Annotated in this window: 16 protein-coding genes; 7 read left to right on the top strand and 9 right to left on the bottom strand. The window is 64.1% G+C overall.

The genetic code is table 11. From position 1 onward, the window contains the following. Positions 1 to 191 precede the first annotated feature (191 nt). Positions 192 to 953 carry a CphA family subclass B2 metallo-beta-lactamase gene (locus G5134_RS21025; protein ID WP_065017923.1) on the top strand — a complete coding sequence of 254 codons (762 nt, stop codon included), beginning with the start codon at positions 192 to 194 and terminating at the stop codon, positions 951 to 953. A 165-nt stretch (positions 954 to 1,118) separates the two neighbouring features. Beyond that, positions 1,119 to 2,411, top strand: a complete 1,293-nt coding sequence (locus tag G5134_RS21030) for a lipopolysaccharide biosynthesis protein (protein WP_421232172.1) — start codon at positions 1,119 to 1,121, stop codon at positions 2,409 to 2,411. A 79-nt stretch (positions 2,412 to 2,490) separates the two neighbouring features. Here the strand turns inward: G5134_RS21030 and G5134_RS21035 are convergent, their stop codons facing one another. The 5 genes from G5134_RS21035 to G5134_RS21055 form a co-directional block, all read right to left on the bottom strand. Further along, positions 2,491 to 2,922 (bottom strand): carboxymuconolactone decarboxylase family protein, encoded by a 432-nt coding sequence (locus tag G5134_RS21035; RefSeq protein ID WP_017787545.1) that lies wholly within the window; start codon positions 2,920 to 2,922, stop codon positions 2,491 to 2,493. Beyond that, positions 2,919 to 3,560: an FMN-dependent NADH-azoreductase gene (locus G5134_RS21040; protein ID WP_421232173.1), complete on the bottom strand. Its 642-nt coding sequence runs from the start codon at positions 3,558 to 3,560 to the stop codon at positions 2,919 to 2,921. The genes G5134_RS21035 and G5134_RS21040 overlap by 4 nt, the downstream gene beginning before the upstream one ends. Beyond that, complete coding sequence (locus tag G5134_RS21045) at positions 3,557 to 3,991, bottom strand: GNAT family N-acetyltransferase (protein ID WP_065017926.1); 435 nt, start codon at positions 3,989 to 3,991, stop codon at positions 3,557 to 3,559. The genes G5134_RS21040 and G5134_RS21045 overlap by 4 nt, the downstream gene beginning before the upstream one ends. 126 nt (positions 3,992 to 4,117) lie before the next feature. Continuing rightward, positions 4,118 to 5,365 (bottom strand): DEAD/DEAH box helicase, encoded by a 1,248-nt coding sequence (locus G5134_RS21050; protein WP_065017927.1) that lies wholly within the window; start codon positions 5,363 to 5,365, stop codon positions 4,118 to 4,120. 102 nt (positions 5,366 to 5,467) lie between these two features. Next, the gene (locus tag G5134_RS21055) at positions 5,468 to 6,337 is read right to left on the bottom strand and encodes a LysR family transcriptional regulator (protein WP_065017928.1); all 870 of its coding nucleotides are present in this window, start codon (positions 6,335 to 6,337) and stop codon (positions 5,468 to 5,470) included. Between the two features lie 219 nt (positions 6,338 to 6,556). Between G5134_RS21055 and G5134_RS21060 the strand changes: the two genes are divergently transcribed. Continuing rightward, the gene (locus G5134_RS21060; protein WP_065017929.1) at positions 6,557 to 7,789 is read left to right on the top strand and encodes an MFS transporter; all 1,233 of its coding nucleotides are present in this window, start codon (positions 6,557 to 6,559) and stop codon (positions 7,787 to 7,789) included. Between the two features lie 110 nt (positions 7,790 to 7,899). On the opposite strand, the gene G5134_RS21065 is transcribed toward G5134_RS21060, so the two are convergent. Next, positions 7,900 to 8,355 (bottom strand): hypothetical protein, encoded by a 456-nt coding sequence (locus G5134_RS21065; RefSeq protein WP_065017930.1) that lies wholly within the window; start codon positions 8,353 to 8,355, stop codon positions 7,900 to 7,902. A gap of 170 nt (positions 8,356 to 8,525) precedes the next feature. On the opposite strand from G5134_RS21065, the gene G5134_RS21070 reads away from it, so the two are divergent. Further along, positions 8,526 to 9,434 (top strand): SAM hydrolase/SAM-dependent halogenase family protein, encoded by a 909-nt coding sequence (locus G5134_RS21070; RefSeq protein WP_065017931.1) that lies wholly within the window; start codon positions 8,526 to 8,528, stop codon positions 9,432 to 9,434. Between the two features lie 69 nt (positions 9,435 to 9,503). On the opposite strand, the gene G5134_RS21075 is transcribed toward G5134_RS21070, so the two are convergent. Together G5134_RS21075 and G5134_RS21080 are read right to left on the bottom strand one after the other, a co-directional pair. Continuing rightward, entirely contained in the window at positions 9,504 to 9,797 is a 294-nt protein-coding gene (locus tag G5134_RS21075; protein WP_065017932.1) for a hypothetical protein, read from the bottom strand. A 145-nt stretch (positions 9,798 to 9,942) separates the two neighbouring features. After that, positions 9,943 to 10,503 (bottom strand): carbonic anhydrase, encoded by a 561-nt coding sequence (locus G5134_RS21080; RefSeq protein ID WP_005309014.1) that lies wholly within the window; start codon positions 10,501 to 10,503, stop codon positions 9,943 to 9,945. Positions 10,504 to 10,733: 230 nt separating this feature from the next. On the opposite strand from G5134_RS21080, the gene G5134_RS21085 reads away from it, so the two are divergent. From G5134_RS21085 to G5134_RS21095, 3 genes are all read left to right on the top strand, one after another. Next, the gene (locus tag G5134_RS21085; RefSeq protein ID WP_421232174.1) at positions 10,734 to 11,381 is read left to right on the top strand and encodes a ribonuclease T2 family protein; all 648 of its coding nucleotides are present in this window, start codon (positions 10,734 to 10,736) and stop codon (positions 11,379 to 11,381) included. 68 nt (positions 11,382 to 11,449) lie between these two features. Further along, positions 11,450 to 11,734, top strand: a complete 285-nt coding sequence (locus tag G5134_RS21090) for a Pathogenicity locus (protein ID WP_065017934.1) — start codon at positions 11,450 to 11,452, stop codon at positions 11,732 to 11,734. Beyond that, positions 11,731 to 12,789 carry an NAD(P)H-dependent flavin oxidoreductase gene (locus G5134_RS21095; RefSeq protein ID WP_065017935.1) on the top strand — a complete coding sequence of 353 codons (1,059 nt, stop codon included), beginning with the start codon at positions 11,731 to 11,733 and terminating at the stop codon, positions 12,787 to 12,789. Before G5134_RS21090 ends, G5134_RS21095 begins: the two co-directional genes overlap by 4 nt. Positions 12,790 to 12,915: 126 nt before the next feature. Here the strand turns inward: G5134_RS21095 and G5134_RS21100 are convergent. Continuing rightward, the coding region (locus G5134_RS21100; protein WP_421232175.1) for a hypothetical protein at positions 12,916 to 13,101 on the bottom strand (186 nt) is incomplete at its 5' end.

The following is a 13,101-nucleotide window of genomic DNA, read 5'->3' on the forward strand; positions in this document are numbered from 1 at the left end:
AGGAAGTGCGCACTAAAGTAGCGTAAACAAGACACCGGTTTGAGGCCGGTGTCAGGTGATAACTAGATCTGTACACCTTCACACAACCTCATTTTCCCTTCACACATCCCCCGTATTTTTTGCCCACTGATAAATGGGCCCGGCTTGCCACAGGGGTGGCGAGGGGCCGATTGGTGCGAGGGAGCAAGATGATGAAAGGTTGGATAAAGTGCGGGCTGGCCGGGGCCCTGGTGCTGATGGCGAGTTTCTGGGGTGGCAGCGTGCGAGCGGCGGGGATATCGCTGACGCAGGTAAGCGGTCCTGTCTATGTAGTGGAGGACAACTACTACATACAGGAAAACTCCATGGTCTATTTCGGGGCCAAGGGAGTGACTGTGGTGGGGGCGACCTGGACGCCAGATACCGCCCGTGAGCTGCACAAGCTGATCAAACGGGTCAGCCGCCAGCCGGTGCTGGAGGTGATCAACACCAACTACCACACCGACCGGGCGGGTGGTAACGCCTACTGGAAGTCCATCGGTGCCAAGGTGGTATCGACCCGTCAGACCCGGGATCTGATGAAGAGCGACTGGGCCGAGATTGTCGCCTTTACCCGCAAGGGGTTGCCGGAGTACCCGGATCTGCCGCTGGTGCTGCCCAACGTGGTGCACGAGGGCGACTTCATGCTGCAAGAGGGCAAGCTGCGCGCCTTCTACGCGGGCCCGGCCCACACGCCGGACGGTATCTTTGTCTACTTCCCCGACCAGCAGGTGCTCTATGGCAACTGCATCCTCAAGGAGAAGCTGGGCAACCTGAGCTTTGCCGATGTGAAGGCCTATCCGCAGACCCTTGAGCGGCTGAAAGCGATGAAGCTGCCGATCAAGACGGTGGTGGGCGGTCACGACTCGCCGCTGCATGGGCCTGAGCTTATCGATCACTACGAGGCGCTGATCAAGGCTGCGCCCCAGTCATAAGCCGGCGCGGCGGCAGCCGGATGACGCGCTGGACGCACGGTAAAAGAGGTGCCAGGTCGGGCGTTGCTGGCAGGGGGACGCCCTTGCCTCCTGTTTCGGGCTGTTCAAGGGCGGCCCCCTTTCATAAGATGGGCCTCTCTTCATGCAGTTAGCGGGCCTTTCGTGATGCACGCAATTCAAGACGAACAACCCGATTCACTTGGCCGCCTCAAGCAGGCTTTCATCACCGGCATGTGGGCGTCCTTTGCCAGCATCATCATCGGCTTCGCCTTCAAGGTGTGGCTGGCGCAGTGGGTGGCCAAGGGGGATCTGGCGCTGTTCAACAGCGTGGTGGATTTGATCTCGCTGTCCCTCATCCTGATGACCGGCTTTCGCTCCTCCATGGTGGTGAGCTACTCCCAGACCAAAAACGATCGGGACATCATCAATATCTTCCGCTACTTCCTCATCGGCATGGTACTGCTCACCTGGGGGCTGGTGATCCCCTACATCAAGCACGGGCTCCATATCCGGGCCGAATATCTGCAACTGGTGGGGGTCATCTTCGGGCTGGGGCTCAAGGTCTACTTCACCAATCTGGTGGCCATGTATCGGATGTACGGGATCTCCAACCGGGTCACCTGGCTGGAGCCGCTGGCCAATGGTCTGCTGTTTATGGCCTGTTATTTCGCACTTGGCCTTGATACGCTCCCTTCGCTCTTCTACGGGCTGACCTTCTCCTCGCTCGGTATCGCCGGCTACATGTATCTGCACCGGCGCCGGGCCATCGCCACCCGGCCGCTGGCCAGGGTCGAGCTTGGCCCCGAGATGCGCAGCTATGTGAAGAAGAGCTTTACCGCGTCCCTCGAGGCGGGGGCCAGCATCCTGATGATCTACATCACGGTACTGCTCACCATTCGCAACTTCAGCTTGGACGAGCTGGGGGATTTTCAGGTGGTGGTGCGCCCCATCTTCACCTACATGACCACCCTGTTCGTCTTCCCCATCTACCGCTTCGTGCTGCCTGAGCTGGCGGTCAATCTGCGCAGCGGCGATCACCGCCAGATCCGCCTGATCCGGCGCTGGATCTTCCGCCTCAGCGCCATCGTCAGCCTGGTGTTCTTTCTGGTGATGCTGCTGGCGGGCAAGCCGCTGGTGTCGCTGCTGTTCCCGGCCGACTATCTGGGGGCCGTGCCGGTGCTGCTGCACTTCTCCCTCTTCTTCATCTTCATGATGCTCAATGGCTACCAGCTTGCCTACATCAAGGCCCACGGCCACTTTACCCAGAGCCTGCTGATCCGCTCGGTGGGCATAGTGGCGTTGGTGGCGGCCTACTACCTGGTGGCCCGCTTCACCACCAACGTGGTGGCCATTATCGTGGCGCTGGGCCTCGGTTATCTGGTGATGTTTGTGCTCTCCACCCTGGCCGAGCAGCGCATCCTGCGGGCCTTGCCGCCCGTGCTAGCCAGCCATGGGTAGCCGCCGGCCAGCCAATAAAAAACGCCCGCTTGGGCGTTTTTTATTGGGTCGCGAATACAGGCTAAGCGCCGCCTGCTGGTTACAGCAGCATGCCAACGGCCAGCCGGTTGAAGGCATTCATCAGGGCGGCCGCCAGAGTCAGGTCCGAGATCTCGCGATCGGAAAAGTGGGACTTGAGCGGTGCGTAGCGCTCGTCCGGTGCGCCTGCCTCATGGACATAAGTGAGCGTCTCGGCCCAGGCCAGGGCGGCGCGTTCGCGTTCGCTGAACAGGTCGCTGACCCGCCATCCCGCCAGACAATCGAGTTTCTGCTGCGACACCTCGCACTCGCGCAGCACCTTGGCGTGCATCCCTAGGCAGAAGGCGCAGCCGTTGATCTGCGAGATGCGCAGATAGACCAGCTCCAGCAAGGGGGCGCCGAGGGGGCCTGCGGCCAGGGCGTCGCTGGTGGCGCGCAGCCCTTGATAGGCCTCGGCTGACAGGGTGGAAAAGGGAAGTCTTGGCTGAGTCATGGCAGTACTCCAAGGTGGTGTGGATCGGCAAGCCGGCTAAACAGGGGCTGCTGCGCCAGCAGCGCGCGGTTGGTGTCGATGGTCTGGCGCACTGCCTCGTCACCGAACACCAGTCCCTGCAGATAGAAGAAATGGATGTTGAACAGCCCCAGGGTGTTGAGCGCATGGCGCAGGTAGGGGGTCAGGAAATCGGGTTGCCCGGCTCGCGGGCCCTGATGAAAGCCGCCCGATCCCACCAGGACGTAGACGGGACGGTCGGCCAGCAGCCCCAGCTTGCCCTCGGCACTCGACTGGAAGGTGCGATGGATGCGCAGCACATAGTCAATCCACAGCTTGAGGGCGGCCGGCAGGGTGAAGTTGTGCAGCGGGGTGGCGATGAACAGGGCATCGCTCTGCTCCAGCTCCCGGATCAGCGTCTCGGAGCGGGCCAGCTCGGGGGCGTCAAAGGGGGTGGCCGTGGTCAGCGCCTGCACATAGGCCTGGCTCAGGGCCGGCAGGGGGTCAGTGCCAACAGGGCGTTCGACCAGCGCGAGGGCCGGGTGCGCTTGCCGCAGACAGGCCACCAGATCCAGCGCCAACCGGTTGGCGTGAGAGGCAGCTCCCTGGGCGCTGGCATTGATCAGCAGTACCTGGTTCATGGGCGCAGATCCTCGCAAAAGTGCATCCCGCGGGAGAGCAACCCGCAGCGAAAGTAGAAGCGCTGGGCCAGCGCATTGTGCAGGCCGGTATCGAGCACCAGGTGATCGCACCCCAGCCGCAGGGCTTCGGCGCGCACGGCGTCCAGAAGCTGCGCCCCCAGGCCGCTGCGCTGCAGGTCGGGACTGACGACGAGGTCATCGATATAGACAAAGCGCCCGTAGATGAGATTTTCCTGCAGGCGATAGCCAGCCAGGCCGACGATGCGTTCGGCGTCCCGTGCACCCAGCAGGCGATAGCCTTGTTGCGTCTGCCTGGTGAGCTGCGCCACATAGCGCTCCGGGCAGCTGAGGTGGGGGCGCAGCTGCTGCATCAGGGCGAAGCTGGCGGCAAAGGCCGCTTCGTCGTCGAGGGGGTGGAGGGTGTGTGCCACATCTGGTGTCCATGCTGGGGTGATGAGGCACTGTATGCCCGTCATGGACCCGGTCACAGGGCCAAAAACGGTGTAAATGAGTAGGCCATGTGGCCATGCGGAGGGAGCCTGGGCTCCCTCACTGGATCAGCGGCGGGCCTTGCTCTTGTTGCCAGCGAGCGCCTGCTTTCGGGCGCGCTGCTTCTGGGCCGCCTTGCTGCTGCGGCGTGGCTCGGGGTCGAAGCGGGTGAGATCCGGCTCAAAGCCCGGGAACCACTGCTGGGGAAGGCGGGTGTCGAGCACCGCCTCCACCTTCTCCAGCAGCGGCGCATCTTCCGGGCTGAACAGTGTGATGGCGAGCCCCTTGTTGCCGGCGCGGCCGGTGCGGCCGATGCGGTGCACGTAATCCTCCGCCACAAACGGAAATTCCATATTGATCACGTAGTTGAGATCCGTGATATCGAGGCCGCGGGCCGCCACGTCGGTGGCTACCAGTGCCTGCAGGGTGCCGGCGCGAAACTCCAGCAGCACCTTCTCCCGCGCGCCTTGTGACAGATCACCGTGGAAGGCCAGCGCGTTGATGCCCGCCTTGCCGAGCTGCTGGGCCAGCTTGTCGGCCCCCTGGCGGGTGCGGCTGAAGATCAGCGCCGGTGCCCAGCCCTTCACCTTGAGCATGTGTTCGACCAGCGCCAGCTTGCGATCGCCATCCACCGTATAGACCCGCTGCTCCACCTCGGCCGCCGTGGTGTTGCGTGGGGCCACTTCAATCAGCGCCGGGTCGCGCAGCAGTACTTTGCTCAAGGCAAACAGGTTGTCGTCGCAGGTGGCCGAAAAGAGCAGGGTCTGACGATCCGCCGGGATCTGTTTGAGCAGCGCCTTGATCTCGTCCATAAAGCCCATGTCGAGCATGCGGTCTGCCTCGTCAAACACCAGATGGCGCAGCGCCGCCAGACTTAAGGCCCCTTGCCGCAGATGGTCGAGCAGCCGGCCCGGGGTGGCGATCAGGATGTCCACCCCGGCTCTCAGCGCCTCCACCTGAGCCGCGATACTCACCCCGCCGTAGACCAGCGTGCTGGTGAGGTCGGTACCCTTGGCGTAGCGCGTAACGCTCTCATGCACCTGCACCGCCAGCTCGCGGGTCGGCATCAGCACCAGGGCGCGGATGGAGCGGGGGGCATCGCTCGTCGGGTGTTGCAGCAACAGCTCCAGCAGCGGCAGTACGAAGGCGGCGGTCTTGCCGGTGCCGGTCTGGGCACCCGCCATCAGATCGCGCCCTGCAAGGATGACCGGGATGGCGCCGGCCTGCACCGGGGTCGGCGCGGCGTAGCCAAGCTCGGTCAGGGTCTGCTGCAGGCGGGGGGAGAGCGCCAGATCGGCGAAGGAGGCAATGGACATAAGGGTACCCGTCGGGATGGGCGCGGCCACGCCGCGCTGGAAACAGTCTTGATGGCCGGCATGGTAACAGATGCGGGGCCGCGGGCAGAAGGCGCCGCCGGCTCAGCGGCAGTGAAACACCTCTTCCAGTGCATCGACCACGGCGCGCACCCGGCTGGCTTTTTGCAGGTCGGGGTGGAGCACCAGCCAGATGTCGACCGGATCGCACAGGGTGGGCAGCACGCGTACCAGTTCCGGCTCCTTGTCCGCCAGAAAGGTGGAGAGCAAGGCGATGCCGAGCCCCTGACGAGCCGCCGCCAGCAACAGCAACTGGGCGTTGCACTGCAGCACCACGTTGGGCTCGTGCAGCGGCTCCCCGCACAGGCTGTGCCAGTGGCGGGAGACCAGCTCCCTGGCAAACAGCAGCAGGGCGTGCTGGCTGAGAGCGTGGCCGCTCTTGGGCGTGCCGTGGCGGGCCAGATAGTTGCGAGAGGCGTAGAGCCCCATCTCTATGGCGGTTAGGCGCTTGATCACCAGCTCGTCGTTGTCCGGGCGCAGCCCTCGGATGGCGAGATCGGCCTCCCGGTAGGCGATGTCGCTGACGCTGACCGCGGTCTGCAGGCTGAGCCGGATGCCGGGGTGGCGCTCGCGCAGCAGGGTGAGGGCGGGCAGCACGAAGGCCTGGGCCAGGGTGTCGGTGGTGGCGATGCGCACCTCGCCGCACAGGCTCTGATCGCCGGCGCTCGCCTTGCGTTCGATGGCCTTGATGGCTTGCTCCATGGCGCTGGCATCTGCCAGCATGGCCTCGCCGAGGGGACTGAGATCATAGAGCTTGGGGGTGCGGATAAAGAGCTTGGAGCCGAGGTTCTGCTCCAGAGCCGTGATGCGGCGCCCCACGGTGGCCTGATCGACCCCCAGTACGCCGGCAGCGCCGCGCAGGGTACCCTGCCGTGCCAGTGCCAGAAAAAACCGCGCGTCGTCCCAGTTGATCATCGAGCCTCCCGTTTGTCAGCCCCTGTTGGAGCTTGCTCATTAGAAGCCAGCGCCGGCGGGAGCACAAGGCAAGAGTGCCCTCGCCAGTATGCAGATAGATGCCACTGACATGCATTATTGAAGCAGGCTGATGCATTTGTGTCGCTGTCGAGGGGCCACGACGGGCGCTATCATGACGCCTCTCGTCAGCGGCCTTGCCCGCCCTCATCGGAGCCTTGCATGTCATCATCTCTTTGCACCGCCGCCCCCTCTGCGGCGGCTACCTCCCATCGCGCCATCCTGCTGTTTCTGCCGCTGGCGCTGATGTCGGCGCTGCTCAACAGCAGCGTGCCCACCCCCCTCTATCCCCACTATCAGCAGGCGCTGGCCCTGAGCGATGTCAGCCTCACCCTCATCTATGGCGGCTATGCGGGCGGGGTGCTGATCTCCCTATTCGGGGTGGGCAATCTGGCGGGCAGGGTGAGCGATCTGCGCGCCATGATCCTGCCGGCCCTGCTGGCGGTACTGGGGGGCGCCTTGCTGTTCTCCCTCGCGGACTCCTTCTGGTCGCTGTTGCTGGCGCGGGTGCTGGCCGGGATCGGCACCGGCGCCCTGACCGGCGCCGCCAACGTGGCCCTGCTGCGCTTCGGCCCACGCGATGGCGGCAAGCGGGCCGCCCTCAGCGCGACCCTCTCCTTCACCGCCGGGTTGGCGCTCGGTCCGGTGTTCAGCGGGTTGGCGTTGCAGCTGGAGTGCTATCCGACCCGGCTGCCCTTCCTGCTCATCATGGGGCTGGCGGCCTGCGCCATGGCGGGGGTGGCGTTGAGCTGGCCCGCCCGCGCGCAAGAGGCGCCGGCTGCGGCAACGCAGCAGGGCAGGGGATCGCTGGGGGAGGGGCTCAAGGCCACCGGGGCGGCTTTCTTCATCTGTGCACTGGCGCTGTTTACCGCCTGGGCGGTGGCGGCCAGCCTGCTGGCCATCGGCCCCAAGGTGGCGAGCCAGCTGCTGGGGCTGCGGGATCTCGGCCTGTTCGGCTATCTCATCGCGGCTTACATGGTGCTCTCTGGCCTTTGTCAGCTTTGGGCCCGTCGGCTCGATGCCCGTCACACCCTGCAAAGCGGTGCCCTGGCGCTGGCGCTCTGCATGCTGCTGTTTGCCGGCGCCGTGCATGCCCAGTCGTGGTGGCTGGCGGTGCTCGGTTTGCTGGTGGCCGGTTATGCCCAGGGCGCGGTGTTCGTCGGCAGTGCGACCCTGGTCAACCGCATCGCACCGGCCGCCAGCCACGCCCGGCTGGTGTCGCTCTTCTACGTGATCGCCTATGTGGCGAACTGGGTGCCTGTGCTGCTGGGCTGGGTCAGCGACGGGGCCGGCGTGCAGGCGGCGGTGGATCTGCTCACCGTCGGCAGCGTGCTGATCAGCTTGGGACTGGCCTGGGCGGCCTGGCGCACCCGCTTCGAGCCGGCGGCCAGCTAGTGTGACTCAGTCGGCCAGCACCACCCGCTTGGCCGACAGATGGTGCATCCATTCGCGCAGGATCAACAGGGCTGCGGCAAAGCGCCGGGTCTTGGGCTGGTTCGTGTGACTCAGTCGGCCAGCACTACCCGCTCGGCCGACAGATGGTGCATCCATTCGCGCAGGATCAACAGGGCTGCGGCAAAGTGTCGGGTCTTGGGCAGATTGGCGGCGGTCAGCGGGTCACCCTCCACCATGGCGGCAAACTGGCCGAACAGCTGCTCCAGACTCTCCCGGCTCAGTTCACGACTGCCGAGCACCTCGGCCAGCGGCAGCGGCGCCTGCAGGGTCACCACCTCATGGGGCGGTACCTCGGCGGCCAGCGGCATCAGCACGTCCTCCACCACCATGATGGCCTGTTCCAGCTCCAGCGCGCTCGGCGGATCCCGGCGAAACGGGCCCGGCGTCATGGCCTCGAGGCCGAAGCCCAAGTCGCGGGTGAAGCGGGTGCCGTCGGTCCGGGTCAGTTGCAGCTGGCTGCTGTGCTCCCCCAGGCTGAGCAGGATGGTGGTCTGGTTGCGGGTCATGGGGTCTCCTTAGTGGCGGTCGCGACTCAGCCCTATCCATACACCCGCCGCGACCTGCTGGCGAGGGCTTTCGGCGCCCCCATCCGGGGAATACGGCTTGCAATATGTGGCAGTGATGGCATTCTGGATGTCTAGATGGTTATTTTGTCGTTACCTTCAGGAGTTCAGATATGGATATTCGTACCGCCCCCCGTGCGCTTGCGCTCGCCCTGTTGCTGGCCAGCGGCCTTGCCACCGCCAACGAGGCACTGGTGATCCAGACCGACTTCGGTCTCAAGGATGGCGCCGTCTCGGCCATGAAGGGGGTCGCCTTCGGGGTGGATCGCACCCTGCCACTCTATGACCTGACCCACGAGATCCCGGCCTACAACATTTGGGAAGCCTCCTACCGCCTCTATCAGACCCTGCAGTACTGGCCCAAGGGGACAGTGTTCGTCAGCGTGGTGGATCCGGGGGTCGGCACCGATCGCAAGTCGGTGGTGCTCAAGACCAAGAGCGGCCACTACATCGTCAGCCCGGACAACGGCACCCTGACTCTGGTGGCGGAGCACTTCGGCATCGATACCGTGCGGCAGATCGACGAGAAGACCAACCGCCTCAAGGGCTCCGAGAAGTCCTACACCTTCCACGGCCGCGACGTCTACGCCTACACCGGCGCCCGCCTCGCCTCCGGTGCCATCAGCTATGAGCAGGTAGGGCCCAAGCTGCCGGCCGAGGTGGTGAAGATCCCCTATCAGCCGGCAGTGGCCGAGCAGGATGGTACCCTCAAGGGCACCATTCCGATCCTGGACGTGCAGTACGGCAATGTCTGGACCAACATCGGCGACAGCCTGCTGACCAAGGCGGGGATCAACAAGGGCGACAACGCCTGCATCAAGATCAGCGAAGGGGATGCGCTGAAATACGAGGGCAAGGCCCCCTATGTCAGCAGCTTTGGCGATGTGCCGGAAGGTCAGCCGCTGGTCTACCTCAACAGCCTGCTGCAGGTGTCGGTGGCGCTGAACATGGACAGCTTCGCCGCCCAACATCAGGTGCAATCCGGCGCCAACTGGCATATCAGCCTGAAGAAGTGCTCATAAGCACTGGCCTGTACCAACAATGACAAGGGCGCTGCGGCGCCCTTTTCATTGCTGGTCCAGCTGTGGGTTTTACTGCCCCTTGAGCGGGGCGACGGCAGGCTGAAGCCGGATGGGCTGGGGTGGCAGCTCGCGGACGCTGACCACCACCTCATAGCGTTTGTCGGCTTCGGCCGGCGGAATGTTCTTGAACAGCGCCTGGGCCGTGGCCTGAGGATCCTGGCCCAGTTTGCTGGCGTGATAGAGGGGGGCGGACAACACCGGCGTGCGGGCGTCGGGACGACCGGCTGGTGGGGTTGGTGGCTCGCAGGCCTGGGCCGACAGGCTGGCAAGCAGCAGAGTGAGCGCGAGGGGGTAACGTGACATGGGGATGACTCCATTCAGGGAAGATGGCCCATCAAACGCCAGGCGGGCCGCTAGCTCAACGGCTTTTACGCTCCCTTTTCACCCTCTTTACAGTCATGACAACGGGCGCCTGGGCGCCCGTTGTGGATCCTGGCAACCGCGGGACTCAGAACTCGTTGGAGAGCGCCTTGTACCCCTTGACCAGATCGATGTTGGTGTGGGCCACGTCCTCGGAGAACTCGGCGGCATCCACTGACACCCGCGGGATATGGTCCAGATCGCTCTGCTGGTTGATGCGGGTGGTGGAGGGGACATAGAACTCCGGCGGCAGATCGCAGCCGTCCACCACCGAGTTGTGGCGCACCACGGCGCCGTCACCTATGTGGCAGTTGAACAGCACGCTGTTGAAGCCGATGAACACCCGGTTACCCACTTCGCACGGGCCGTGGACTATGCTGCGGTGGGCGATGGAGGTGTACTCGCCGATGGTGACCGCCGCGCCGGACTTGGAGTGGATGACGACCCCGTCCTGAATGTTGGAGTTGGCGCCGATGACGATGGGCTCCATGTCGCCGCTGGCATCCACCTCGTCGGCGCGGATCACCGCATAGGGGCCGACAAACACGTTCTCCTTGATGATCACCTTGCCACAGATGATGGCTGTCTTGTCGATATAGGCTGACTCGTCGATGACCGGCAGATGGCCGGAGGGATTCTTGCGGATCATGTTACATCCTGTTGAAGAGGAAAGCGGACGGGAAACAGGCCGGACGTGCGGGCCCGCCGGAGAGTCAGCTTACGCCTCGGTGCCGGGAGGGGAAACCCTTTACTGGTCTGACCCCGACATTGGTTGGCGCCCCGGCAGGGTGTTCCCTTTGGGCAAAATATGGGAGCATGGCCGTTCCCGAGGGCGAAACGGCCCGCTCGACACTATTTGCATAACCCTGGATATCCAAGATGAAGAAGATTGTTGTGCTGCTCGGCATGCTACTGGCCCCCTGGTTCTCCTCTGCCGTTCAGGCCAAAGGGGAGGCCGGCGAGTTTGACTATTACGCCATGGCGCTCTCCTGGTCACCGGAGCACTGCGCCATCAAGCCGGCCGACCGGGACCAATGTTCCCGCCAGCTGGGATTCGTGCTGCACGGGCTCTGGCCCCAGTACCAGCGCGGCTACCCGAGCAGCTGTAGCCGCGAGCGGCTGGATCCGGCGATGGAGCAGGAGTTTGCCGGCCTCTATCCCAGCCGCTTTCTCTATCGCCATGAGTGGGAGAAGCACGGCACCTGCTCCCGCCTGAGCCAGCACGATTTTCATCAGCTGGCCAGCGACCTGCGCCAGAAAGTGAAGATCCCGGCCGCCTATCAGTCTCCCGCCGAGCCGCTGCGCAAAAGCCGCTTCCAGCTCAAGGCGGATCTGGCCAGTGCCAACGACTGGCTGGCCCCGGACAACATCACGGTGGCCTGCGCCGACGGTGGCCGCTTCCTGCGGGAGGTCTATATCTGCCTCAACAAGGAGGGGACCGATGCCGTCACCTGTTCCGACGAGATGCAAAAGCGCGAGTTGCGCTCCTGCGGTCAGCCGGACTTCCTGCTGCGCAGCGTACGTTGACCACTTATCTTCATCAGGCCCCTCGCGGGCCTGATGTGCAATGAGGGTATGGGAAAGGAGTCTGATCAATGAAGAGCAAGCAAGGATTTTCGGGTGAAGAGCGGGCGCTGCTGCTCGGCGTGAAAGGGGTGGGGCCCACCGTCATCGGGCGACTTGAACAGCTTGGTTACCACAATCTGGTGCAATTGGCCGCGGCCGACACTAGCCATATCGTGCAACTGGTGGCCAGCATGTTGGGCTCGACCTGCTGGCAGAACAGTCCGCAGGCCCGCGCGGCCATCGATGGGGCCATCGCCCTGGCGCGCAGCCAGGTCGGCGGCGTCACTCCCGAGCGGCAAGAGGCGACATCATGACGCTGTTTGCCGAACTGGGGATGCGCTATCCCATCATTCAGGCCCCCATGGCCGGTGTGCAGGACAGCGCGCTGGCCCTGGCCGTGACTCGGGCCGGCGCTCTGGGCTCATTGCCCGCGGCCATGCAGAGCCTCGCTACCTTACGCGAAGAGCTGAGCCGGCTGGCGGCGAGCGGTGGGCCGTTCAACATCAACTTCTTCTGCCATCGGCAGGAAGCGCCGGATCCCGCCGCCCAGGCGCGCTGGCTGCAGCGGCTGGCGCCCTACTATGACGAATACGGCGTGCGTGATGCTGCCGGCACGGTAGCTCCCAGCCGGGCTCCGTTCAATGTCGAGCATGCCGCCATGGTGGCCGAGTTCAAACCGGCCGTGGTCAGTTTCCACTTCGGGCTGCCCGAGCCCGAGTTGCTGGTTAGGGTGAAAGCCAGCGGGGCCAAGATATTGGCCAGCGCCACCACGGTCGCAGAAGCCTGCTGGCTTGCCGACCATGGCGCCGATGCCATCATCGCCCAGGGGCTGGAGGCCGGCGGCCATCGCGGCCATTTCCTCGAGGACGATCTCAGCCTGCAGCAGGGCACCTTTACCCTGTTGCCACAGATAGTAGAGGCGGTGAGGCTGCCGGTCATCGCCGCCGGCGGCATTGTCGATGGTGTCGGCATTCGCGCCGCACTGGCGCTGGGGGCCAGTGCCGTGCAGATGGGCACCTCTTTTCTCTGTTGCCATGAAGCCACCACCTCAGTCTTGCACCGGGCGGCGCTGCGCTCGCCGGCGGGACATCACACGGCGCTGACCAACCTGTTCAGTGGTCGCCCGGCCCGCGGCATCGTCAATCGCCTGATGCGAGAGTTGGGCCCGCTGTCCGAAGCCGTGCCTGCCTTTCCTCATGCCAGTGGCGCCCTGGCCCCACTGCGCAGTGCGGCCGAACTGCGGGGGGATGCAGGGTGCTCGCCGCTCTGGGCTGGCCAGAATGTTTCCGGTTGCCGTGACTGGCCGGCTGCCGAGCTGATCTCGCTTTGGGTAAAAGAAGCAGGGTTGGCTGATGTTATGGCTATATAGGAAGCCAAAGCGAGCGCTGGCTCGGGTTGAAGGTCAGAAAAGAGGGGGAGAAGAGGACTCGGATCCCCTGTTTTACTCGCTATCTGTGGATAAGCTTGTATAAAAGCTGTGCTTGGATATGAATAACTAAAAAAGTGCAGTTTTTTGCAATTTTATTGCATTCGACCCCTTGCCAGCGTGATCAATCTCTCTATAATGCGCCTCCATCGACACGGCAAGCGGCAACGCAAAGCCTGAGTCGATAGCCTCGAAAAGCCTTTGAAAATAAGGCTTGACTCGAGAAAGCGGTTGAGTAGAATGCCACTCCCGCAG

The organism is Aeromonas sp. 600276, from assembly GCF_049175815.1.
Classification (GTDB): Bacteria; Pseudomonadota; Gammaproteobacteria; order Enterobacterales; family Aeromonadaceae; genus Aeromonas; species Aeromonas dhakensis.